This is a genomic window from Curtobacterium sp. MCBD17_019, assembly GCF_003234555.1.
Lineage (GTDB): Bacteria > Actinomycetota > Actinomycetes > Actinomycetales > Microbacteriaceae > Curtobacterium.
The window spans coordinates 210,963-233,114 of sequence record NZ_QKTT01000001.1 but is presented as its reverse complement, the minus strand read 5'-3'; the positions used below and the strand labels follow the sequence as shown (position 1 = coordinate 233,114).

General features: G+C 72.9%; 21 protein-coding genes. 11 read left to right on the top strand and 10 right to left on the bottom strand.

Going from position 1 to position 22,152, the window contains the following annotated elements:
• Nucleotides 1–135 precede the first annotated feature (135 nt).
• Nucleotides 136–1,185 carry a biotin/lipoate A/B protein ligase family protein gene (locus DEI82_RS01135; RefSeq protein WP_111010142.1) on the top strand — a complete coding sequence of 350 codons (1,050 nt, stop codon included), beginning with the start codon at nucleotides 136–138 and terminating at the stop codon, nucleotides 1,183–1,185.
• A 122-nt stretch (nucleotides 1,186–1,307) separates the two neighbouring features.
• Nucleotides 1,308–1,658, top strand: a complete 351-nt coding sequence (locus DEI82_RS01130; RefSeq protein ID WP_146242791.1) for a hypothetical protein — start codon at nucleotides 1,308–1,310, stop codon at nucleotides 1,656–1,658.
• Here DEI82_RS01130 and DEI82_RS01125 read toward each other — a convergent pair.
• Together DEI82_RS01125 and DEI82_RS01120 are read right to left on the bottom strand one after the other, a co-directional pair.
• Entirely contained in the window at nucleotides 1,655–1,939 is a 285-nt protein-coding gene (locus DEI82_RS01125) for a GNAT family N-acetyltransferase (protein ID WP_111010146.1), read from the bottom strand. The two genes, DEI82_RS01130 and DEI82_RS01125, sit on opposite strands and share 4 nt — an antisense overlap.
• Nucleotides 1,936–2,859 (bottom strand): alpha/beta fold hydrolase, encoded by a 924-nt coding sequence (locus DEI82_RS01120; RefSeq protein ID WP_258371899.1) that lies wholly within the window; start codon nucleotides 2,857–2,859, stop codon nucleotides 1,936–1,938. Before DEI82_RS01120 ends, DEI82_RS01125 begins: the two co-directional genes overlap by 4 nt.
• 124 nt (nucleotides 2,860–2,983) lie before the next feature.
• Here DEI82_RS01120 and DEI82_RS01115 point away from each other — a divergent pair, with 124 nt between their 5' ends.
• The 4 genes from DEI82_RS01115 (at nucleotide 2,984) to DEI82_RS01100 (ending at nucleotide 6,452) form a co-directional block, all read left to right on the top strand.
• Nucleotides 2,984–4,135: an inorganic phosphate transporter gene (locus DEI82_RS01115; RefSeq protein ID WP_111035515.1), complete on the top strand. Its 1,152-nt coding sequence runs from the start codon at nucleotides 2,984–2,986 to the stop codon at nucleotides 4,133–4,135.
• 1 nt (nucleotide 4,136) lies between these two features.
• Nucleotides 4,137–4,412 (top strand): hypothetical protein, encoded by a 276-nt coding sequence (locus tag DEI82_RS01110; protein WP_111010149.1) that lies wholly within the window; start codon nucleotides 4,137–4,139, stop codon nucleotides 4,410–4,412.
• Between the two features lie 241 nt (nucleotides 4,413–4,653).
• Complete coding sequence (locus DEI82_RS01105) at nucleotides 4,654–5,109, top strand: MarR family winged helix-turn-helix transcriptional regulator (protein ID WP_220037213.1); 456 nt, start codon at nucleotides 4,654–4,656, stop codon at nucleotides 5,107–5,109.
• Entirely contained in the window at nucleotides 5,106–6,452 is a 1,347-nt protein-coding gene (locus tag DEI82_RS01100) for an MFS transporter (protein ID WP_220037212.1), read from the top strand. The genes DEI82_RS01105 and DEI82_RS01100 overlap by 4 nt, the downstream gene beginning before the upstream one ends.
• 2 nt (nucleotides 6,453–6,454) lie before the next feature.
• On the opposite strand, the gene DEI82_RS01095 is transcribed toward DEI82_RS01100, so the two are convergent.
• Nucleotides 6,455–7,381: an alpha-E domain-containing protein gene (locus tag DEI82_RS01095; protein WP_111035514.1), complete on the bottom strand. Its 927-nt coding sequence runs from the start codon at nucleotides 7,379–7,381 to the stop codon at nucleotides 6,455–6,457.
• Between the two features lie 258 nt (nucleotides 7,382–7,639).
• Here DEI82_RS01095 and DEI82_RS01090 point away from each other — a divergent pair, with 258 nt between their 5' ends.
• From DEI82_RS01090 to DEI82_RS01080, 3 genes are all read left to right on the top strand, one after another.
• On the top strand, nucleotides 7,640–8,647 hold the full coding sequence (locus tag DEI82_RS01090; protein ID WP_111035513.1) for a C4-dicarboxylate transporter: 1,008 nt from the start codon (nucleotides 7,640–7,642) through the stop codon (nucleotides 8,645–8,647).
• A 30-nt stretch (nucleotides 8,648–8,677) separates the two neighbouring features.
• On the top strand, nucleotides 8,678–9,196 hold the full coding sequence (locus DEI82_RS01085) for a MarR family winged helix-turn-helix transcriptional regulator (RefSeq protein WP_181435055.1): 519 nt from the start codon (nucleotides 8,678–8,680) through the stop codon (nucleotides 9,194–9,196).
• A gap of 198 nt (nucleotides 9,197–9,394) precedes the next feature.
• Nucleotides 9,395–9,667, top strand: coding sequence for a hypothetical protein (locus DEI82_RS01080; protein ID WP_111010159.1), 273 nt, complete (start codon nucleotides 9,395–9,397; stop codon nucleotides 9,665–9,667).
• A gap of 117 nt (nucleotides 9,668–9,784) precedes the next feature.
• On the opposite strand, the gene DEI82_RS01075 is transcribed toward DEI82_RS01080, so the two are convergent.
• The 3 genes from DEI82_RS01075 to DEI82_RS01065 form a co-directional block, all read right to left on the bottom strand.
• Nucleotides 9,785–10,654, bottom strand: a complete 870-nt coding sequence (locus tag DEI82_RS01075) for an NAD(P)-dependent oxidoreductase (protein WP_181435054.1) — start codon at nucleotides 10,652–10,654, stop codon at nucleotides 9,785–9,787.
• Nucleotides 10,655–10,738: 84 nt separating this feature from the next.
• Entirely contained in the window at nucleotides 10,739–12,607 is a 1,869-nt protein-coding gene (gene recQ, locus DEI82_RS01070; protein WP_111035512.1) for a DNA helicase RecQ, read from the bottom strand.
• A 9-nt stretch (nucleotides 12,608–12,616) separates the two neighbouring features.
• Complete coding sequence (locus DEI82_RS01065) at nucleotides 12,617–13,717, bottom strand: CPBP family intramembrane glutamic endopeptidase (protein WP_111035511.1); 1,101 nt, start codon at nucleotides 13,715–13,717, stop codon at nucleotides 12,617–12,619.
• Between the two features lie 106 nt (nucleotides 13,718–13,823).
• Here DEI82_RS01065 and DEI82_RS01060 point away from each other — a divergent pair, with 106 nt between their 5' ends.
• On the top strand, nucleotides 13,824–14,867 hold the full coding sequence (locus tag DEI82_RS01060; RefSeq protein WP_111035510.1) for a ketopantoate reductase family protein: 1,044 nt from the start codon (nucleotides 13,824–13,826) through the stop codon (nucleotides 14,865–14,867).
• A complete protein-coding gene (locus tag DEI82_RS01055) occupies nucleotides 14,864–15,364 on the top strand; it encodes a GNAT family N-acetyltransferase (RefSeq protein WP_111035509.1) in 501 nt (166 codons plus the stop codon). Before DEI82_RS01060 ends, DEI82_RS01055 begins: the two co-directional genes overlap by 4 nt.
• A gap of 12 nt (nucleotides 15,365–15,376) precedes the next feature.
• Here DEI82_RS01055 and DEI82_RS01050 read toward each other — a convergent pair whose 3' ends face one another.
• The 4 genes from DEI82_RS01050 to DEI82_RS01035 all read right to left on the bottom strand — a co-directional run bounded on the left by DEI82_RS01050 (nucleotide 15,377) and on the right by DEI82_RS01035 (nucleotide 22,070).
• Nucleotides 15,377–18,448, bottom strand: coding sequence for an AAA family ATPase (locus tag DEI82_RS01050; protein ID WP_111035508.1), 3,072 nt, complete (start codon nucleotides 18,446–18,448; stop codon nucleotides 15,377–15,379).
• On the bottom strand, nucleotides 18,448–19,602 hold the full coding sequence (locus tag DEI82_RS01045) for an exonuclease SbcCD subunit D C-terminal domain-containing protein (protein WP_111035507.1): 1,155 nt from the start codon (nucleotides 19,600–19,602) through the stop codon (nucleotides 18,448–18,450). Before DEI82_RS01045 ends, DEI82_RS01050 begins: the two co-directional genes overlap by 1 nt.
• Before the next feature lie 142 nt (nucleotides 19,603–19,744).
• A complete protein-coding gene (locus DEI82_RS01040) occupies nucleotides 19,745–21,292 on the bottom strand; it encodes a signal peptidase I (protein ID WP_111035506.1) in 1,548 nt (515 codons plus the stop codon).
• A 178-nt stretch (nucleotides 21,293–21,470) separates the two neighbouring features.
• On the bottom strand, nucleotides 21,471–22,070 hold the full coding sequence (locus tag DEI82_RS01035; protein ID WP_111010174.1) for a hypothetical protein: 600 nt from the start codon (nucleotides 22,068–22,070) through the stop codon (nucleotides 21,471–21,473).
• Nucleotides 22,071–22,152: the final 82 nt, after the last annotated feature.

Below are 22,152 nucleotides of genomic sequence, written 5' to 3'. Positions count from 1 at the left end.
TCGGGCTCGACCGCGGGGCGGGGCTCGACGTCGGTGACGGGGACGGGGTGCACCCGCTCATCATGACGCGCTCCGCGGGCCGGGAGGCACGCCCCGCGCCGCTCGCGTGCGTCGCGTCCGGCATAGGCTGACGGGATGCACGGCGAGTACAAGGTCCCCGGAGGCAAGCTCGTCGTCGTCGACCTCGAGGTCGTCGACGGCCGGATCGACGGGTTCCGTCTGGCGGGGGACTTCTTCCTCGAACCGGACGACGCCCTCCCCCGCATCGACGCGGCGGTGAACGGCCTGCCGGTCGAGACCGACGCCGCGGGCATCGCGGCCGCCGTCCGGGCCGCCCTGCCCGAGGGCGCCGTCCTGCTCGGGTTCACCCCGGAGGCGGTGGCCACGGCCGTGCGTCGGTCCCTGGCCCGGGCCTCGACCTGGCAGGACCACGACTGGGAGATCATCCACGAGGGCCCCATCCCGCCGAACGAGCACCTGGCGCTCGACCAGGTCCTCACCGAGGAGGTCGGTGCCGGACGCCGCGGTCCGACCCTGCGGATCTGGGAATGGGACCAGCCCGCCGTCGTGATCGGCAGCTTCCAGTCCCTGCGCAACGAGGTCGACCCGGCCGGCGCTGCGCGGTACGGCGTCGAGGTCGTCCGCCGCATCTCCGGCGGGGGTGCGATGTTCATGGACGCGGGCGCGATCATCAGTTACTCGCTCTACGTGCCGGCGGACCTCGTGCAGGGCATGAGCTTCGCCGACTCCTACGCGTACCTCGACGAGTGGGTGATCGAGGCGCTGAAGTCCCTGGGCATCGAGGCCTGGTACCAGCCCCTCAACGACATCACCTCGGCGAAGGGCAAGATCGGCGGTGCCGCGCAGAAGCGGCTCGGCACGGGCGCGATCCTGCACCACGCGACGATGAGCTACGACATGGACGGCGAGAAGATGGTCCAGGTCCTGCGCATCGGCCGCGAGAAGATGAGCGACAAGGGCACCACGAGCGCTGCGAAGCGGGTCGATCCCCTGCGGTCGCAGACGGGTCTGTCACGCGCCGAGATCATCGACCGACTCATCGCGACGTTCACCCGGCTGTACGGCGCGCACGAGGGCCACGTCACGCCGGAGGAACGTGCCCGCGCCCAGGAGCTCGTCGCGACGAAGTTCGCCACTCGCGAGTGGCTCGAGCGCGTCCCCTGATGCAGGGCGTGGCGTCCGGGAGGAGGGGACTCCCGGACGCCACGCGAGCATCGTCGACGCCGGACCAGAGACGGGGACTCGAGGATCATGAGAATCACCCGCGCGGCTGATCCCCCGCGCGGATGACCCACGTAGCCTCGGTGCTCGTGAACTGGTTGATCCTGCTCGGCGCGGTGGCGGCGGCCGTGCTCGCGACGTGGGTCGCGGACCGACTCGGCTGGGTCGACCTGTCGAACAAGGCGAGCCGGGGCGGCTCGTCCGGTGGTGCCATCGCGATGATGGACGAGGTGTTCGCGCCGACCCGTCACGAGACGCAGGCCGAGTTCGATCGGCAGTCGCGCCTCCCGGTCGAGGCGCCGACGCCGGCGGACGACGACCACGACCTGCTGAGCGGCCACGTGCTCATCCGGGTGCCCACGGTCCGTGCGGACCGCGGGCCGGCTCGTGCCGGGGCGCACGAGCGCAGCTTCTAGACCGCCAGGAGCTCCTGGTAGTCCGGGTGCTTCTCGATCCAGGCGTGTACGTAGGAGCACTGCGCGACCACCGACCGGTCGGATCCCGCACGGACGTCGTCGAGCGCTCCGCGGACCAGGATGGACGCATTGCCGCCGCCACGGTGCTCGGGGTCGACCTCGGTGTGCACGAAGCGGATGACGTCGCCGTCGATCTCGTACGCGGCGAAGCCGATGACGGCACCGTCCTCGACGAGTGAGTACTGGTTCTGGTCGGCGTCGTTCCGCACTTCGGTCGTCATCCGGCCGAGGCTACGCCCCCGCCCCGGACGTCCGCAGTGCGGGTGTGAGCGTTCAGCCAGGCGACCAGGTCGGCGATGACCTCGTCCCGGTTCGTCTCGTTGTAGACCTCGTGTCGCGCGCCCTCGTACACGTGCACCCGCACGTCGGTGAGGCCGGCGCGGCCACGGTACGCGCGGGCCAGTCGGTGCACGGAGCGCGGGCCGCCGAGCGGGTCGTCGGACCCGACCTGCAGGAGCAGCGGCAGGTCGTGCGGGATCCGACGCCGCGGGACGCCGAGCAGCCGGAGGGTGTCGGCGATCCCGAACAGCCCGATGACGTCCGCCTCGGCCGCGAGCGGGTCACCCGCCATCGCCTCGATGATCGCGCGGTCGCGGGTCAGCCACTCGTACTTCGTCGGCCCGAGGTGCGCGTGCCGCTTGTTGAGGTCGCCGCCGTTCATCCAACCGGGCACACGGTAGGCGGACCCGGACAGCACGAGGCCGTCGTACTCGCCGCTGGCGGTGTTGACGATCTTCTGCGCCATGATCGATCCCCACGAGTGGCCGAGCAGGACGATCGGGAGGCCCGGGTGCGCCTGCCGCGCGACCTGCGTCATCTGCTGGACGGCGGCCACGGCGGCGCGGAGACCGCCGGGTCCGAGCCGGCCGAGCTGCGTCCGGTCGCCACCGTGCTGTCGGAGGCCCGTCCGCCCGTGCCCGCGGTGGTCGTTGACGACGACGGTCCACCCCGCGGCGACGAGGTCCCGGGCGAGCGACGCGTACCGCCCGCCGTGCTCCCCCACCCCGTGGGCGATCTGCACGACGCCGTGCGGGTCCGCCGCGCTCCAGGTGTCGTAGACGACGTCGATCCCCCACGCGTCCCTGAACGTCGCCTCGATCGGCGCACTCGGACCGGGCGGTGTCGGCTGCGGTGCGGTCACCGCACCATCTTGCCGCGCCGACGCCCGAGTTCACCCGCTGTTCACCTCGGCGCGTGCGGCACTCGCCTAGCGTGGCGCCCGTGTCGGCAGTCCCGCTGCCGACGCCCTCACGACAGGAGGCAGCATGGACGTCCTCGCCACCGTGGTCCTCGTGATCGTCGTCGCCCTGGTGTTCGACTTCACGAACGGGTTCCACGACACCGCCAACGCGATGGCCACGTCCGTCGCGACCGGTGCCCTCAGACCGCGCACCGCGGTGCTCATCTCGGCGTCGCTCAACCTCGTCGGCGCGTTCCTGTCCACGGAGGTCGCCTCGACGGTGTCGCAGGGGATCATCAACGAGGGCCAGAGCGGCATCGAGATCACGCCCGTCATGATCTTCGCCGGCCTGGTCGGCGCCGTGCTCTGGAACCTCGCCACGTGGTACCTCGGCCTGCCGTCGAGCTCGACCCACGCGTTGTTCGGCGGTCTCATCGGGGCCGCGGTCATCGGCGCCGGGTTCCAGTCGGTGAGCTGGACCACCGTGGTGTCGAAGGTGGTCCTGCCGGCCCTGTTCTCCCCCGTGATCGCGGGCGTCATCGCACTCGTCGCGACGTTCGTGGCCTACCGCTTCACCCGGAACGCGACGACGCACGGTGCTGCGACGGGGTTCCGGCACGGGCAGACGATCTCGGCGTCGCTGGTGTCCCTGGCCCACGGGACGAACGACGCGCAGAAGACGATGGGCGTCATCACGCTCACGCTCGTCGCGGCGCACTACCAGGAGTCCGGGACCGGCCCCGAGTTGTGGGTGATCCTCGCCTGCGGACTGGCGATCGGCCTCGGCACCTACACCGGCGGCTGGCGGATCATGCGGACGGTCGGCAAGCGGATCTCGGACGTCCAGTCGCCCCAGGGGTTCGCCGCCGAGACGAGTTCGGCCGCGACGATCCTCATCTCGAGCCACCTCGGGTTCGCCCTGTCGACGACGCACGTGACGAGCGGGTCCGTCGTCGGGTCGGGCCTCGGCAAGCGGCTCGCCGACGTGCACTGGGGCGTGGTCGGGAGGATCGCCTCGGCCTGGGTGATCACGCTGCCCGCCGCCGCGGTGGCCGGTGGCATCGCGACCTGGATCGCGTCGTCCTCGGCGATCGGGCTCGTCATCGTGGCGTTGCTCGCGGTCGCCGGTGGCGGGACCTTCGTGATGCTCGCCCGACGCAAGCCGATCACGCACGAGAACGTCAACGACGAGCCGGCCCCGGAGCGCGAGCCGGTCGCCGCCGGAGCGGAGGCCTGACATGGGGTCCACCATCGACTGGAGCGCCATCGGCGAGGTGTTCGGCGTCGGGTTCGTCGCCGCGGTGGGCATCGTCGTCGTCTACACCCTGGGCCTCCGCCTGCTCGGGGTCGGCCAGCCGCAGGACCCGCGCGGTGAGGCGACGACCTCCGACCAGGAGGCCCCGCGTTCGGGCCGCACGCCGCCCGCGGCGATCGCCGGTGCGGGACTGTGCTTCGCGGTCGGCGCCGCCGCGGTGCTGTTCGGGATCTGGCTGACGGTCCCCCAGTTCCACTGACGGCCGGCCCGGCCAGGGCTGGCCGGCCCGGCCAGGGCTGGCCAGGGCGGGCCGGTCCTCCAGGTCCGTCGAGATCGCAGAAGATGCCGCTTTGGCCCCCTCCGAAGCGGCATCTTCTGCGATCTCGACGCAATGGGGGCGACCCCATGGCGACCGGTGGGCGCGGGCGACCGCGCGGGCACGCGGCTGCGCCCTCCGCGGAACCAGTTCGTTCGCCGAACTAATTTGATAGGCTAACGATGTGTCCGTCGAAGTCCCCGCTCGCCCCGACCGGGCGACACCGCACGCATCGCTGAGCAGCGACCTGCGGATGACCGTCAACCGCCTGTCCCGGACCCTCCGCGCCCAGAAGGCCGACGCCTCCGTCCCGGATGCCCAGTTCTCCGCCCTCGCGCAACTGCACCGGAACGGTCCTCGCTCCCTGGCCGACCTCAGCGATGCCGAGGGCATCACGCCCCCCTCGATGACGAAGACCGTGAACGCCCTCATCGAACGTGGGCTGGTCCGGAAGACCGAGGACGCCGTCGACAAGCGCAAGGTCCTGATCAGCGCCACCGATGCCGGTGCCGCCTTCGTCCGGGAGACCCGTCGTCGCCGCGACGCCTGGCTCGCGCCCCGCATCGCCAAGCTCACACCCGCCGAACGGCGCACCCTCGCCGACGCCACCGACATCCTGAGGAGGCTCACCCAGCAGTGACCGCCATGTTCAGTTCCCTCTCGGGACGCAACTACCGCATCTGGTTCTCCGGCGCCCTCGTGTCGAACGTCGGCACGTGGATGCAGCGCACCGCGCAGGACTGGATCGTCCTGACGCAGTTCACCCACGACAGCGCCGTCGCCGTCGGTATCACGATGGCGTTCCAGTTCGGGCCGCAGCTCGTGCTCATGCCGATCACCGGACTCGTCGCCGACCGGTTCGACCGCCGGCGCACCCTGATGGTCACGCAGGCCCTCATGGGAGCGCTCGGTCTCGCACTCGGGATCATGGTGGTCACGGGCGCTGCCTCGCTCCTGTCGGTCTACGGGTTCGCACTCGCGCTCGGCATCGTCGCCGCCTTCGACACCCCCGTGCGCCAGGCCTTCGTGTCGGACGTCGTCCAGGGCGAGAACGTCGCGAACGCCGTCGCACTCAACTCCGCCTCGTTCAACGGTGCCCGACTCATCGGCCCCGCGATCGCCGGCGTGCTCATCACCGCCATCGGTTCCGGTTGGGTGTTCGTGATCAACGCGGCGTCGTTCCTGGCGGTGCTCATCGCGCTGCGGTTCGTCGACCCGGCACAGCTCGCTCGGCGTATCCGGCCGAAGCGCGGCAAGGGTCAGATCCGCGCGGGGTTCACCTACGTCCGCACCCGCCCCGACATCGTCGTGGTGCTCTGCATGATCTTCGTGGTGGGGACGTTCGGCCTCAACTTCCCGATCTTCACGTCCACCATGGCGCGCGTGGAGTTCCACCGCGGCGCGGGCGAGTTCGGCCTGCTCAACTCGGTCATGGCGATCGGTTCGGTGCTCGGTGCACTCCTGTCGGCCCGTCGCGAACGTCCGCGCCTGCGCCTGCTCGTCGTCGCGTCCGCGGGCTTCGGGCTCGCATGCGCCGTCGCCGCGGTCATGCCCACGTACGCCACGTTCGCGATCCTGCTCGTGTTCGTCGGGCTCTCCGCCATGACGTTCATGACCACCGCCAACGCCCTCGTCCAGACGACGACGGAACCGGCGATGCGCGGCCGGGTGATGGCGCTGTACATGGCGATCTTCGCGGGTGGCACACCCATCGGAGCGCCGATCGTCGGCGCCGTGGCCGACTCCTGGGGTCCCCGGTGGGCGCTCGGCGTCGGGGCCCTGTCGGGGTTCGTCGCCCTCGCGATCGCGCTCGTCTGGTTGTCCCGGTTCCAGCACCTCCGACTCCGGTACGACGCGGACAGTCGGCTCCACCTGGCCGTGACGAGCTCGATCCCGGTGGTCGGCGGGCGTCGGGCGCGCGCGGCGATGCAGGCCGAGTTCGCCTCGGAGGAAGCCGTCGCGAACCGCACCAGCTCCGCCTGAGGTCAGCGGCCTCCGGCCCAGGACGGGGCCGCGTCCGTCGGGAAGTACCGGGCACGGATCGCGTCGGACACCTCCGTCGTCGCCTGCCGCACCTGTTCCATGCGGCTCGGCAGGTCCTCGAGGATCGCGGCCACGGGCGCGGCCTCGAGCGACGACCGGATCCCACCGAGGAGGCGCTGGGCATCGTCCTCCGTACCGGCCCGCTCCGTCGCCGGCTCGACCTCGCGGAGGCACTGCTCGGCGCGGCGCACCGAGAACAGGACGGAGCGCGGGAACGACGGGTCGAGCAGGAGGAACTCGGCAGCAGTCCGCGCCGACGGCACACCGCGGTGCGTGTGCAGGTACGGCTCGTAGGCGCCGCACGAGCGGAGGATCGTGGTCCAGCTCGGCCCGGCGACCTCGGTGAGCATGCGGCTGGCGAGCAAGCGCGCGGTCAGGTCGGCCCGCTCGATCGAGCGTCCGAGGGTGAAGAAGTTCCAGGTCTCGTCGTGGCTCGTGGTGGACTCGATGATCCCCACCGCGAGCGCACTCCGCTCCCGCACCCACCCGAAGAACTCGTGCACCTTGTCGCTCGCGACCTTGCGGGGCATGCGCGCCCGCGTCGTGTTGAGGCACTCCCACAGCTCGGTCGACACGAACTCGCGGGCGCGGCGTGCGTCCTCGCGGGCCGCGCCCAGGGCGCACGCGATCGAGGCGGCGTTGTGCCGGTCGACGGCGAGCATGCCGAGCACGTCCGCACGGGTGAGTCGCTCGTCGTCGGGCACCGATGCCCCCAGGACGCCGAGCAGACTGCGGCAGGCGAGGTCCTCCTCGATCCACGGCTCCTCGTCGAGCAGTTGCAGGTGGACGTCGAGGAGCCGGGCGGTCCCGTCCGCGCGTTCGACGGAGCGGCCGATCCCGAAGACGCTCTCGGCGGTGCGGCTCAGCACGTCGCCTCCTCGGACGTTCCGGACCCGTCGGCCGCAGCGGACGGAGCGGCCATGCCGAGAACATAACGACTCGTGATTGCCGCGGTGTTTCATGCCCGGGTCACGGATGTTGCGGATGCGTGGGCGCGTCCACGATGTCCGGAGGGGCGCCGGGCAGCAACGACGTGCACGAACCGGACGTGCCGGTCGCAACGGGAGTGGGCGGGGAATGCTGTGCCGCCTATGACGGTTACATCGGCACCCGAACAAGGAGCCAAGATGACCACCACGACGACACTGCGACCACGATTGCCGCTCAACACGTTCGGGATCTCGTTCGGCACGGCAGGTATCGCCGGTACCTGGACCACGGCCGGCGACCTGCTCGGAGCGCCGGCCGCCATCGGCGAAGTCCTGTGGGCCGCCGCGGCGGTCGCCTGGGTCGTGACCATCGTCCGGTACCTGCGCCGACCGGGCGGGATCCGAGCCATCGTCGCCGACCTCCGCCACCCGGTCCTCGGTCCGTTCGCCGCGCTCGTGCCCGCGGTGGGGTCGCTGCTCGCGGTGCACGTGTCGACGTGGGCGCCGACGGTCGGGGCGGTCGGCGTCTGGGCGATGCTCGCGCTGACCACGGCATTCGGTGCGTGGTTCATGACCGACCTGCTCACCACGCCTCGCGACCCGGGAACGCTCCACGGCGGGTACCTGCTCCCGACCGTCGCCAGCTCGCTGCTCGGCGCGCAGGCGCTCGCGACCATCGGTCACCCGGCACTCGCGACGGGCTTCTTCGCGACCGGCGTGCTGTTCTGGCTCCTCGTCGGCGCCGTGCTCCTCGTTCGGTTCGCGACCGGACCGGCGATCCCGGCCGCACTCCTGCCCACACTCGCGATCGTCTCCGCACCGCCGGCGGTCGCGGGCAACGCCTGGTGGGTGCTGACGGGAGGCACCCCGTCCATCGTGCACACCGCCCTCGCCGGCGTCATGGTCGCCTTCCTCCTCCCGCACGCCTTCCTCGTCCGTCGCTACCTCAGGTCCGGGTTCGCGATCGGCTTCTGGGCGATGACCTTCACGACAGCCGCGAGCGCCACCTACGGGATCCGGCTGCTCACGTCCACAGACCTCGGGACGCTCGGCATCGCGTCGGCCTGGGTCGTCGTGGCGCTCGCGACGGTGATCGTGGGCAGCATCGCCGTGCGGTCCATGGGGCTGTTCCTCCAGCGACCCCATGATGCAGCTGCAGCTGCGGTGCCCGCGGCCGATCGGCGACCCGGCAAATCCCTCGACTGACTAGCTGCTAGATGATCTAGCATGTCCTCCATGTCCGAGCCAACGACGCAGGCCCGGGGCTTCTGGGACAGTGCCTCCCCGGCATCGGTGACCGACGTCCTCGAGGCGCTCCGTCAGCTCCGCGAGGCCGAGCAGCGCGCCCACCGCCGAGCGTGTGCGTCCCTCCACGTGGGCGAGAACGGCCTGCACGCGTTGCGCTTCCTGCTCGAGGCCGGTGCCGTCGGGCAGGACGTCAACGCGAAGGACCTCGCGGTCCGGCTCGGGGTGACCGCGGCCTCCACCTCGGTGCTGGTCGAGCGCCTCGTCCGGAGCGGGTACGTCGAGCGTCACCCGGACCCACAGGACCGCCGTGGCGTGCTCCTCACGGCCACCGGCCCGGCCGCCCACCGCGCCCGTCGCGTGATCGCGGAACTCGACGCGACACGGGGTCGAGCGGTGGCGGACCTGCCTGCCGGAGCCGCTGACGTGGTCCTGCGGTTCCTCACCGAGATGGCCGATGCGGTGGGCGCCGAAGATTCCGTACCCGCGGGTATGGACAATTCTAGTTAGGCCATCTAGATTGTGACCCGCGAGGCAAGAGGTGCGGCGCCGTTCGGGTCGGAGCCGGACCTCTCTCCTCCCTTGGACGGTGCGGCCTCGTTCGGGTCGATGGCCGCACCGTCCCCCTTCTCCTCGCCGCTCACGGGACTCGGTCCGTCCTGCCACGCTCCCGACCGGTGTCCATCCGCCCGGCGGTATCGTCGGCACATGGGGCACGACCAGGCGGACGAGGGATCGGACCCCGAGCGCGTGCCCGACCCGCATCAGGAGCGGACGGCGGAGCACGAGCGCAGCGTGCACCCCGAGGACACCATGCCCCTCGCCGAGCTCGATGCACACGCCCGCGCCGAGGCGGCACTCCGGCGCATCGCGGCCGGCAGCGACCCGGGGCGCGAGGCCTTCGACCTCGCGAACACCCTCAACGACGAGACCGTCGCGCGCGTGCGCGCTCGACTCACCCGCTGGTTCCGGCGACACTGACGCGGTCACCGCCGCACCGCCGCGAACGGCCTGGGGGCGCGCGCACCGCCGGGCCGACCCCGTCCGGTCCGGTCCGACCCGGCCCGCCGCGTCCTTGTGGGTCGGCGACGCTCGCGATCAGTCGGCCGCGCCCTGCGGCCGGAACCCCGTGACGACGGCGGCGATGTCGTCCCCACCGTGCCCCGCGGCGCTCGCCTGCCCGTAGACGGTCACGAGGGCGTCGAGCAGCGTCGTGCTGACGCCGGACTCGTTCGCCGCGTCGACCATCAGGCCGATGTCCTTCCGGAGTCCGTCGAGCGCGAACTGCGGGTCGAACCGGTCGGCGATCATCGCGGCGCCCTTGGTGTGCGCGTACTGCGAGTCGGAGGCGCTGCCGTCGATCGCCTGCAGGAAGAGGTCGGGGTCGAGTCCGAGTGCGGTGGTGAGCGTGAGCGACTGCGCCGTCGCGGCCGTGATCGAGGCGATCCAGGCGTTCGCGGCGAGCTTCAGTGCGGTCCCGGCCCCGACCGCGTCCCCGGCGACGACGATCTTGACGCTGATGGCCTCGAGCACCGGCCGGACGCGGTCGAGGAACTCCTGCGGACCGGCGGCGAGCATGGTGAGCTTGCCCTGCTCCGCCGGTCCCTTCGTCCCGAGCATCATCGCCTCGACCAGGGTGATCCCGTGCTCGGCGGCGACGCGCACCACGCGCTCCGTGCCCTCGAGGCCGATGGTCGAACTCTGGACCCAGATGGCCGACTCGGGGGCCGCGTCCGCCGCCTGCCCGAGGACCTCGAGCACGGCGTCGATGTCGAACAGCGTCAGCAGGACGACCTGCGCCGATGCCACGGCGTCAGCGGGCGAGGTCGCGACCGTGGCGCCCTGTTCGCCGAGGGGCTGCGCACGCTGGGCGGAACGGTTCCACACGGTCACGTCGTGCCCCTCGCGCAGGAGCGACCCCGCGACGCCGGCACCCATCGCACCCGTCCCCAACACCGTCACCCGCATGCGCGCCTCCTCCGTCCAGTGCCCGGCTCGGTCGCCGCGGCAGCGCCGCCGACGCTACGCCGAGGAGCCCGCGAGGACGGCGAGTCAGGCTGCGTTCGCCACGACCTCGAGCACACCCTGGCCGTAGGCCTCGAGCTTCGCGGCTCCGACGCCGCTGATCTGCGCGAGCTGCTCGAGCGTCGCCGGTCGCGTCGCCGCGATACCGCGCAGGGTGGCGTCGCCGAACACGACGTACGCCGGCACGCCCTGTTCTCGCGCGCGGGTGCTCCGCCACGCGCGCAGGGCCTCGAACAGGCCGGTGGCCTCGCTCGGGAGGTCCGTGGGCGCCGCCCGACGCCGGGTCGCCCGCACGGGACGGGGCTGTTCGCGCCGGAGCCGGACCTGGACACGACCGGCCAGGACGTCGGCGCTCATCGGGGTGAGCACGAGGGTGCCGTACCCGTCGCCCGAGACACCGACGAACCCCTGCGCCAGGAGCTGCCGCACGACGCCGCGCCACTCGCCCTCGGACAGGTCCTGCCCGATCCCGAAGGTCGCGAGGGACTCGTGGCGCAGCTCCTGCACCCGCGGCGACTGCTTGCCGACCAGGATGTCGACGATGTGCCCCGCGCCGTACCGCTGGCCGCGCTCACGGTCGAGCCGGACCACGGTGGACAGGAGCTTCTGCGCGGGCACGGTGCCGTCCCAGGCCTCGGGCGGGGCGATGCACGTGTCGCAGTTGCCGCACGGCGTGGACTCCTGCCCGAAGTACGCCAGGAGTCGCACGCGGCGGCACTCGACCGTCTCGCAGAGGGCGAGCATGGCGTCGAGGTGCATGCTGAGCCGTCGGCGGTGGGCGGCGTCGCCCTCGGACTGGTCGATCATCCGACGCTGCTGCACCACGTCGTTGAGTCCGTACGCCAGCCACGCGGTCGACGGCAGGCCGTCACGTCCGGCACGGCCGGTCTCCTGGTAGTAGCCCTCGAGCGACTTGGGCAGGTCGAGGTGGGCCACGAACCGGACGTCGGGCTTGTCGATGCCCATGCCGAACGCGATCGTCGCGACCATGACGACGCCGTCCTCGCGCAGGAACGTCGCCTGGTTCCGGGCGCGCACCCCGGCGTCGAGTCCGGCGTGGTACGGCAGCGCCGGCACCCCGCGTTCCACGAGCGCTGCGGCGGTCCGCTCCACCGACGCCCGGGACAGGCAGTAGACGATGCCAGCGTCCCCGGCGTGCTCGGTGGTGATGAACTTGAGCAACTGCTGCAACGCGGCTGCCTTGGGCTCGATCCGGTACTGGATGTTCGGGCGGTCGAAGTCCGCCACGAAGTGCGCGGCGTCGTCGAGGCCGAGCCGCGCGGAGATCTCGCGGTGCGTCTGCGGCGTCGCGGTGGCCGTGAGCGCGATCCGGGGCACGCTCGGCCACCGTTCGTGCAGGACGCTGAGTTCGAGGTAATCCGGCCGGAAGTCGTGCCCCCACTGGGCGACACAGTGGGCTTCGTCGATGGCGAAGAGGCTGATCGCCGCGCGGTCGAGCAACGCCCGCGTCGACTCGAGCCGGAGTCGCTCGGGCGCCAGGTAGAGCAGGTCGACCCGACCGTCCACGAGGTCGCGTTCGACCCGGGCACGTTCGTCGGGCGTCTGCGTGGAGTTGAGGAACGCCGCGCGCACGCCGTTCGCGGCGAGGGCGTCGACCTGGTCCTGCATGAGCGCGATGAGCGGGGACACGACGACGCCGACGCCGTCGCGCACGAGGGCGGGCACCTGGTAGCACAGCGACTTGCCGCCGCCGGTCGGCATGAGCACGAGCGCGTCACCGCCACCGACCACCTGGTCGATGATCGCCGCCTGCTGCCCGCGGAAGGCGTCGTACCCCCAGACGCGCTGCAGGACCTCGAGCGGCGCCGACCGCGCACTCGACGCGTCCCGGGCACCGGAGACCCCGGGCGCGCGGACGGACGAGGGACTGCTCATGCCGGCAGCCTACGGGCGTCCGCCGACACGGTCCTCCCGGTCCGTCCCGGTGTGGGCGATCACGCTCGCGTCCGAGGTGGGGAGGACGTCCACGGTGGTGGGCACGGCCTCCCAACCGGGCTCGACGGTGCTGCTCCAGATCGGCGTCCGCCCGCGGAACCGCGGACCCTCCGCGCCCGGGCGTCGACGGTCCAGCCGCGACCGCCGCGCGAGCAGGTCGACGAGCAGCGCGTAGATCCCCATGGTGACGATGGTGACGATCGCGCCACCGGCCGAGCCGTCGGAGGACGTGATGTCGAGCCGCGACCACCCCGGGGCCTGCAGCAGGAAGATGACCACGTTGTTGAGCGCGTGGGCGAGGATCCCCGACTCGAGGCCACCCGTCCGCCAGGCGAGGATCGCCGCGATGGCGCCGAACGACCCCACGTCGACGATCCCCCACACGTCGTACCCGTTCGGCAGGTGCAGCAGGGCGAAGCAGATCGTCGACACGAGGACGGCCGGGATCGGGTTCCGCACCCACGAGCCGATCGTCTGCATGAGGAACCCGCGGAAGATGTACTCCTCGGCTGCGGCCTGGAACGGCACGAGCACGACGACCATGACCACGGTCACGATGAGCGTCGTCGAGGACACCGTCTGGTGCCCGAGCTGCCGTGTGCCGAAGGTGAGGAAGCCGGCGCCGGGCGTGTGGAACATCGACCAGCCCTGGATGCCGACCGTGAGGACCGCGAGCACGAGGAGCGGGAGCAGACAGCGCGCCATCCACCCCCAGCGCACGCGGAACCGCACCGAGGACAGCTGACCCCACGGTCCGAGCCCGGCGATCCGGACCGCCGCCATGATCGCCGGCAACAGCAACACGAGGGAGGCGAGCGTCAACCCGAGCACGAGCGGATCCGTCGACGACAGCGCGTCGTGCTGGATCTCGTGCGCGAACCGCTGGAGGCCCGCCACACCCGATCGCGCCAGGATCGGCACGAAGAACCCGATCGCGATGAGCACCTGGCTGACGAGGTAGAACCCGAGGAACACGGCCAGCGCCACCAGGGGTCGCCACCACCGCCAGCGCGAGTGGACGCGGAACAGGCGGTGGTAGGGGACGCTCACGCCGGAAGGCTACCGGGCCGACCTCGCCGGACACTCCGCTCCGGCGTCGGGACCCGCGTCCGCGTCCGCCCGGAGCCTGCCGGGAGGCCCGTGGTACGCATGACGTGTGCGTTACGTCATCATCGGAGCCGGATCGATCGGCGGCGCCCTGGCGGCCCGCCTCGCCCGCCACAGCCCGAACCCGCCCGTCCTCGTCGCCCGCGGGGCCCGGGCCGCGGCCCTGCGCGACCGCGGGATCCGGCTGCGGACACCCGACGAGGACGTCACCGTCCCGGTCGCGGTCGTCGAGGCCCCGGACGAGGCCGCGCTCCGCGACGACGACGTGCTCGTCCTGACGACGAAGACGCAGCAGGCGGACGAGGCGCTCCGGACCTGGGCGGACGCGCCCGTGCACGACGCCGGCGGCACGGTCGTCGGTACCGCGGGCGACCTGCTCCCCGTCTGCACCGCACTCAACGGCGTCGAGTCCGAACGCATCGCCCTCCGGTACTTCGAACGCGTGTACGGCGTCTGCGTCTGGCTCCCCGCGGTGAGCCTCGACCCCGCCGAGGTCGTCGTGAGCATCGCGCCGACCATCGGCATCCTCACCATCGGCGCGTACCCGGCCCGCCCGGTCGACGACGACCCGGTCGTGGCGGCGTTCGCGGCGGACTTCCGCGCGAGCGGCGTCGACGTGTACCCGGAGGCCGACGTGATGGGGTGGAAGTACCAGAAGCTGCTGTCGAACCTGGCGAACGGCCTCCAGGCCCTGCTCGGTCCGGACGGGGCGTCCTGGCGGGACCTCGCGTCGGCGCTCCGCGAGGAAGCCCTCGGGGTCTACGCCGCCGCCGGTGTCCAGGCGGTGTCCGACGCGACCGAGAAGGCCCGACGGGGCGACACGTTCCGCTCCCGCCCCGTCCCCGGCGTCGAGCACGAACTCGGCGGGTCGTCCTGGCAATCGCTCGTGCGCGGGTCCGGCTCGATCGAGACCGACTACCTCAACGGCGAGATCGCGCTGCTCGCGCGGTCGGCCGGCACGCACGCACCGCGGAACGCGCTCGTGCAGCACCTGGCACGCGTCGCCGCCCGCGACCACCTCCAGCCCGGAGCCGTCACACCCGACGAGATCCGCAGCCGGTTCGCGACACTGGCGGCGGGGGTGGCGGCGTGAGCGCGCTGGACGGCATCCAGGTCCGGCCCGGCACCGCGATCGAGGCGGACGCGTGCGTCGACCTCTGGTTGGCGGCGCTCACCGATCGCGACGGCGAGGACCAGGGCGCGCCCGTGCGGGAACGCGCCCGGTCCAAGTTCGCCCTGCCGGGGGCGGAGCTCCTCGTCGCGACCCGCACCGGTGACGGCGGCGCCGGGTCGGAGATCGTCGGCTTCGCGGTGACGAGTGACCGGGGCGACGCGGTGGTCGGGCTCGAGCTGTTCGCCACGCGGCCGGACGCCAGGGGTCTGGGCGTCGGACGGGCCCTGCTCGAGCGCGTCCTCGCCGATGCCGAGGCCAGCGGCGCGGTGCTCGTCGAGCTCGAGAGCCGGGTGACCAACGCCCGGGCCATCGCGGTGTACGAGGCAGCGGGGTTCCGGCCGGAGGGCGACCCCGTGCCGCATCCACTCGGCGGCGACCCCGTCGTCCGGTACGCGTTGCCGGTCGTCGGGGCCTGAGCGCCGCGCGGGTCACACCGTCGTCCGCACCGTCGACCCTCCGCCCGGTGCTCGCCGGACCTCGATCCGGTCGGGGATCCGCTGCTTGAGTTCCTCGACGTGGCTGACGATGCCGACCTGGCGTCCGCCGGCCGTCAGACGCGTCAGCTGCCCGACGACGCCGTCGAGCGTCTCCGGGTCGAGCGTGCCGAACCCCTCGTCCACGAACAGGGTGCCGAGCTCGACACCGCCGGCCTCGGCCTGGACGACGTCGGCGAGGCCGAGCGCCAGACACAGCGACGTCGTGAACGTCTCGCCACCCGACAGGCTCCGCGGGTCGCGCGTCCGTCCGGTCTCGTGGTCGCGCACCGCGAGCGCCAGGCCCGTGCGACGGGCGCGCGAGGACGTCTCGCGCTCGTCCGAGGCCTCGAGCGCGAACCGGCCCCCGAGCATCGCGCCGAGTCGACTGTTCGCGGCGGCGACGACGTCCTCGAACCGCCGCATGAGCACGTACGTGCCGAGCGTGATGCCCGTCGGGTTGACGCTCGACGCCGCGGTCGCGATGTCGGCGAGGCGGACCACCGCGCGGCTCTCGGCCGAGGTCTCCTGTCGTGCCCGGACCGCCCGGGTGAGGTCGGCGCGTCGAGCCGAGGTCGCGACCGCACGGGCCTCCGCGGTCGCCGCCGCACCGGTGGCGGCCTGGAGGGCCTCCTCGGCTCCGTCGGCACGCGTCCGGACGGCCTCCAACTCGGCTCCGTCGACGGCGTCGTGCTCGGCCGCGGCGACGTCCGCCTCGGCGAGGCCGGCCTGCACGACCGCGTGCTCGCGTTCGGCTCCCGCGACCTCGGACCGGAGCCGCGACGCCTCGTCCGGCCCGAGCCCGGCGGCGCGGGCGGCGTCGGCGTCGGCGAACCCCGAGTCCCCCAGCGCGCGCTCGACCTCCGCTGCGCGGGCCAGCACGTCACGGTCGTCGCTCCGCAGTGCGTCCGCCGCGGCGGCGACGGCTGCGCAGGCGGCCGCGTCACGATCGAGCGCGGCGACGGCCTGGTCGAGCGAGCCGGTGCCGACACCGCCGGCGTCGACCACCGATGCACGGCAGCGCTCCACGGTGGCCTCGTCGGCGGCGAGCGCGGCGGCATCGGCGGCGTGGCCGGCGCGCCCGGCCGCCACCTGCGCGGCCAGCGTGCTGCGTTCCTCGGCCAGGGCGCGGGTGTCGCGGTCGAACGCCTCGAGCTGCTCCTCGGCCCGGGCGACCTCGGCCGCGGCAGCGTGCGCACGCGCGATCCGGTCGCGCAGCGCCGACGCGGTCGCGGCGACGGACTCGGGCGTCGCCGCACCGATGGCGGTGGTGAGCCGGTCGCACTCACGCCGCGCGACGGCCTGCCGAGCGGCGGCGGCGCGTTGGTCGACGTCGGCGGTGGCGCGGGCGTCGGCGGCGGCCTCGATGTCGTCGTCCGTCGGGTGGCCGTCGAGCGGCGCCGCGACCGCCGGGTGGTCGACGGAACCACACACCGGGCAGGGCTCTCCCGGCGTCAGGACGCCGGCGAGCTCACCCGCGAGGCCCGCCGCCCGTCGTGTCCGCAGGTCGGCCTCGTGCGTGATGGCCGCCTGCGCCCGGAGCGACGCGGCGGCGAGGTCGGCGTCGGCGGCGGTCGCGTCGGCCGCGGCGCGGTCCCGGTCGTCGAGCAGGGCCCGCACGGCGTCGAGGTCGGCCAGCGCGCGCTCCGCGACGGGTCCGTCGGCGGCCCGGTCCGCGGCCGCACGGGAGGTCGTGACGAGCGCGAGCCGCTCGGCGGGCCGGGCGTCGAGGAGGGGTTCGAGCGCGGCGCGGCGCTCCTCGGCGCGGGCGAGCTCGGTGCGGGCCGAGGCGAGGGCGGCGCGCCGGGCCGGCAGATCGCGCTCGAGCGCGACGGCGTGCCGCGCACCCGCGACGACGTCGCGCAGCGCGGCGGCGTGCGCGGCGAGCGCGGTGGTGTCGACCGCCGGCATCGACTCGAGGTCCTCGAACACGCTGCCGCCCGCGTCCAGCGGCGCGCCACCGGCTCCGGCGCCCACCCCGACGGTGTGGCGTGTGAGGGCGTCCCGGTGCTCGGCGACGACCCGCGCGAGGTCCGCGCCGCGACGCTCCGCACGCGTCCGGGCGGTGTCGAGGCCGACGACCAGGCCGAGCACGCGACCGGCCCGTTCCGCGAGCTCGAGCCGGGCCCGGGCACCGGCGACCTGCTCCGCGCGGTCCGACAGCGCGGCCTGTCGGCGGAGCAGGTCCGCCCGGCGCCGGAGTGACCGCGCCCGGCGTTCCGCGTCCGCCAGGTCGGCGCGAGCGCGCGCGGCGGCACCCGCCGCGGCGTCCCGGGCCGTGGTCGCCTCGTGCGCGGCGGCGGTGACCTCGGCGACCACGGCATCGGCGGCGAGTTCGTCGACGGTCTCGAGGCCCGCCGCCTCGGCGAGGCGGTTGAGCGCGTCGTGCACGGCGGCGTCCGCACGCTCGACCGCCGCGGCGGCCGCACGGCGGCGAGCGACGAGTTCCTCGGTCGTGCGCTCGTACACGTCCGTGCCGAACAGCGACTGCAGCAGTGCACGACGGTCCTCACCGGGAGCGCGCAGGAAGCGGGCGAACTCCCCCTGCGGCAGCACGACGGTCTGCACGAACTGGGCGCGGTCGAGCCCGATGATGCGCTGGACCTCGGCGCCGACCTCTTGCGTCGCGATCGACAGGGGTTCCCCGACGGCGTCCCCGGGCGCGGCCAGCCGCCACAGGCGGGCCGACGCGTTCTGCCGCGTCGTGCCGCCTCCGCTCTTCTTCGGGCGGTCGTGGGCGGGGGTGCGCCGGACCCGGTGGACCCCTGCCGCGGTCTCGAACACGAGCTCGACGAACGGCTCGACCCCGGCGTCGGCGTGGTGGCTGTGGAGGCGGTCCTTGCTCGCACCCTCGCCCGCGAGCGACCCGTAGAGGGCGAACACGACGGCGTCGATGATCGTCGACTTGCCCGCACCCGTCGGCCCTTCCAGCAGGAACACACCCGAGGCCCCGAGCGCCGCGAAGTCGATGTCGACCGTCTCGGCGTACGGACCGATGGCGGCGAGACGGAGGTGGTGCAGGTACATCAGCGCTCCCCTCCGGCGGCGAGGGCGGCCTCGTACGCGTCGCGCAACACGGCGGTCTCGGCCTCGGTCGCCGGGCCACCGGTCGCGAACGCCACGAAGTCGGCCGCGACCTCGACCGGGTCCGACGCGGCGGTGACGGTCGCAGCGGTGCGATCGGTGGTACCGCCCGCGGGCTCGTGGAGGATCGACAGGGCGTGGGGGAACCGGTCCTTCACCCGCGCGTACATGCGATCCGGATGCACGGTGTCGGTGACGCTCACACGGACCCAGGCATCAGCGTGCTCGGCGGCCGCCCCCTGCTCGATCTCGGCCATCGTCGCCCGGACGTCGACGAGCCGCCGCGGCACGGGTGCGGGGAGCAACTCGACGGACACCCCGCCGTCCGCACCGAGCTCCACGAGGGTCACCGACTTGCGCTGGTGCCGCTCGCCGAACGAGAACGCGAGCGGCGAACCGGCGTACCGGATGCGGTCGCCGTCGCCGACCCGCTGCGGGCCGTGCAGGTGCCCGAGAGCGACGTAGTCGATGCCGTCGAACACGCCCGCGGGCAGGCGGTCGACACCGCCCACGCGGATGTCCTGCTCGCTCTCGCTCGGTGCGCCGCCGCCGACGAACGCGTGCGCGACCACGACGCTCCGGACACCGGGACGGCGACCGAGGTCGGCGCGGACCCGGTCGAGTGCGGCACGGACGACGGCCTCGTGCGAGCGCGCGAGCGGCGCGTCGGGATCGGCCGCGAGCGCATGGCGCACCATGTCCGGCGCGAGGTAGGGCACCCCGTAGACGGCGACCGTGCCGTGGTCGTCGTCCAGGAGGACCGGCTCGTGCAGCCGCTCGACCTCGGCGAGGATCCGGACCCGTTCCGCCATCACGCCGGCGCCGAAGCCGAGGCGCACGGCGGAGTCGTGGTTGCCGGGCGTCACGACGACGGGGGCGAGGGCGCTCAGTCGCTCCAGCACGCGGGACAGCATGCGGACGGCGGGTACGGGTGGGACCGCCCGGTCGTAGACGTCGCCCGCGACGACGACCAGGTCCACCGCGTGCTCCTGCACGAGATCGACGAGGTGGTCCAGGAAGGCCGCCTGGTGGTCGAGCAGGTCCGCGCCGAGCAGTGTCCGCCCGAGGTGCCAGTCCCCCGTGTGCAGGATCCGCATGTGCCCCCTCCGCCGCTGCGCCCGGAGCGTCCGGACCAGGTCACGGTAGCGGGCACCGCGGACATCGCCGGCTGCGCCGGGGTGTGGGCCCGCGGTCACGGTGCCGGTCAGGGACACCGCGCACCGCGGGGGTCTGGGAGGATCAGCGGCCGGCGGAGTAGAGCGCGCTGACCTGGGCAGCCGACAGGGCCGAGTTGTAGACCGAGACGTCGTCGAGGTCGCCCTTGTAGTAGTTGCTCGTGGGCGCGTTCTGCCAGCCGCTCAGGTTGTCGTACCCGATACGCCACCAGCCGGAGTCGGGCTCGGCAGCGGTGTTCGTGTTCGTGGCGACGCTGACGCCGTCGACGTAGAGGACCATGCCGCTCGACGACATCGTGCCGACCACGTGGTGCCACCGGCCGTCCGTCACCGTCTTGGTCGACGTGAGCGTGATGTTGCCGCTGTTGTAGACGCTGAACGAGACGTCGCCCGCCGAGTTGATGTACAGCTGTCGGTCGTACGCGCTCGAGCTGCCCGTCTGGCTGTTGCCGAAGCCGATGACCTTGCCCGCGGCGGTGGAGGTCCGGATCCACGCCTCGACCGTGAACACGGAGGGGGCGGTGATCTTGGTGGTGGACGTCGAGGTGACCTGACCGGTCGCGCCGTCGAGCGTGACGTACGGGCTCGAACCGCACGTGCCGGCGACGCGGGTGACACCGCTCGACAGCGTGGCCGTCGTGCCGCTGGAACCGAGGTCGGTCTCGCTCGTGCCCGACGCCGCGTTGAACGCGTAGTCGATCGTCGGCGAGTAGGTCACGGTGCGACCGAGGCAGGAGAACGACGAGGCGGCCCCGAAGGACGCGCTCGTGGAGGTCATGGCGCCGAAGGGCGCGGCCTCGGCCTTGCTCGGCAGGAGCAGTCCGGTCCCGACGGCGGCGAGCGCGACGGCCGAGCCGACGATGAGGGCGAACAGGCGAGCGGGGAGACGGCGACGTCCCTCCCGGCCCTGTGCCGCGGGGGCACCGGACGGCACGTCCGCGTCGTCGTCCTCGTCCTCGTCGACGAGGACGGGGATGAGCAGGTCGTCGACGTCGTCCGGGAGGCCCTCCCCGGCTTCGTCGTCGTCCGTCGCGGCGACGACGGGGCCGCGACGGAGCGGTGCGTCGATCGTGGACAGGAACGCCATGGCGGTGAGCGCGAGGACGAGGATCGCGACCTTCTTCCACTCACCGTCGCGGAGCCACATGACGGGCATCCCGATGTACGGCACGCGGATGAACCCGACACCGTGGACGGCGCTGCGCGTGATCGGCGTGGAGTCCGCCTGCGGGTTGGCGTCGCCCTTGGTGATGATCTGGCCGTCCTCGCCCGCCTCGTGGAAGCGGTGGAGACGGAGCTCGCCGGGCTGGTCGGGGTCGTCGTACAGCAGGACCTGACCGAGGTGGAGGGAGGTCGGCGCGACCGGCTTCGAGACGACGACGTCGCCCGGCTGGAGGCGCGGCTCCATCGAACCCGTCATGACGGTGGTGGGGTGCCAGCCGATGACGGCTGGTGCCACGGCCCAGAGCGCCATGCCGAGGATGGTGGCGATGACGCCGCGTGCGACGGTGGCGATGACCAGGCGGTTCCAGTCGCGCAGGTCACGGAGCCGGTCCACGCGCACCGCGGGCACCGCGGCGGGGGCCGGGATGGCGATGTTGGTCGTGGTCATGACTCGTTCCTCGGGGGCGGCACCGCTGGTGGTGGATCGGGCTGGTGGGTGGTGCTGGGTGGGAGGTCGTGCCTCCCGGTCGACGGTGGTGGTGTCGGCGGGACCGGGCGCAGTGGGGGCGCGCCCGGTCCCGCCGGTCCTGACCGCTCGCCGTCACGGGCGGTCAGGAGGTGGGGGCTCAGCTGTTCTGGGCCTCCCAGGTGAGGCCGAGCGCCGCCGTGCCGGCCTGCGCCGAGTTCGGGGTGGTCGACGAGACCGTGTAGGTGACCTGGTAGACGCGCGACTCCGAGGCGGAGCCGGTCGGGGTCCAGGTGCCGAGGCCGTTGCTGTAGTTCGTGTACGAGGACGCGAAGTTCGCGAGCGTGCCCGTGTAGAGCGTGCCGTTGGTGCTCGAGGGGGTGAAGCCCGTGCAGCTGCCGAAGCCGCCGCCGGTGCCCTGCTGGACCGAGATGTTCACGTAGGACGAGAGCCCGTTCGTGGTGGCCGCGCTCGTGCCGTAGAGCTTGACGGCCGAAGCGAGCGAGCCCGTCGAGGTGACCGTGATGCAGTTCGAGCCGGTCGAACCCGGCTTGAGGTTGGTGGCCGAGAAGAGCGCGGTGTTCGCGTCGTCGTCCGAGAGGGCGACGGTCCCGGCGGTCCAGTTGCTGGTGGGGTTCACCGTCGTGGCGGAGAAGGCCGAGTACGAGGCGGTGGAGACGACGACGCCGGAGGCGATCAAGGCGGCGGGGATGGCGATCCAGGCGGCGACACGGGCGGTGCGGGGGCTGACGCGGGGCATGACGGTACTCCTTGCGATGTGGTCTGCGATGCGGGACTTGGTACGACCATCAAGTTACTTTGCGGTCGTGCTGCTTACAAGG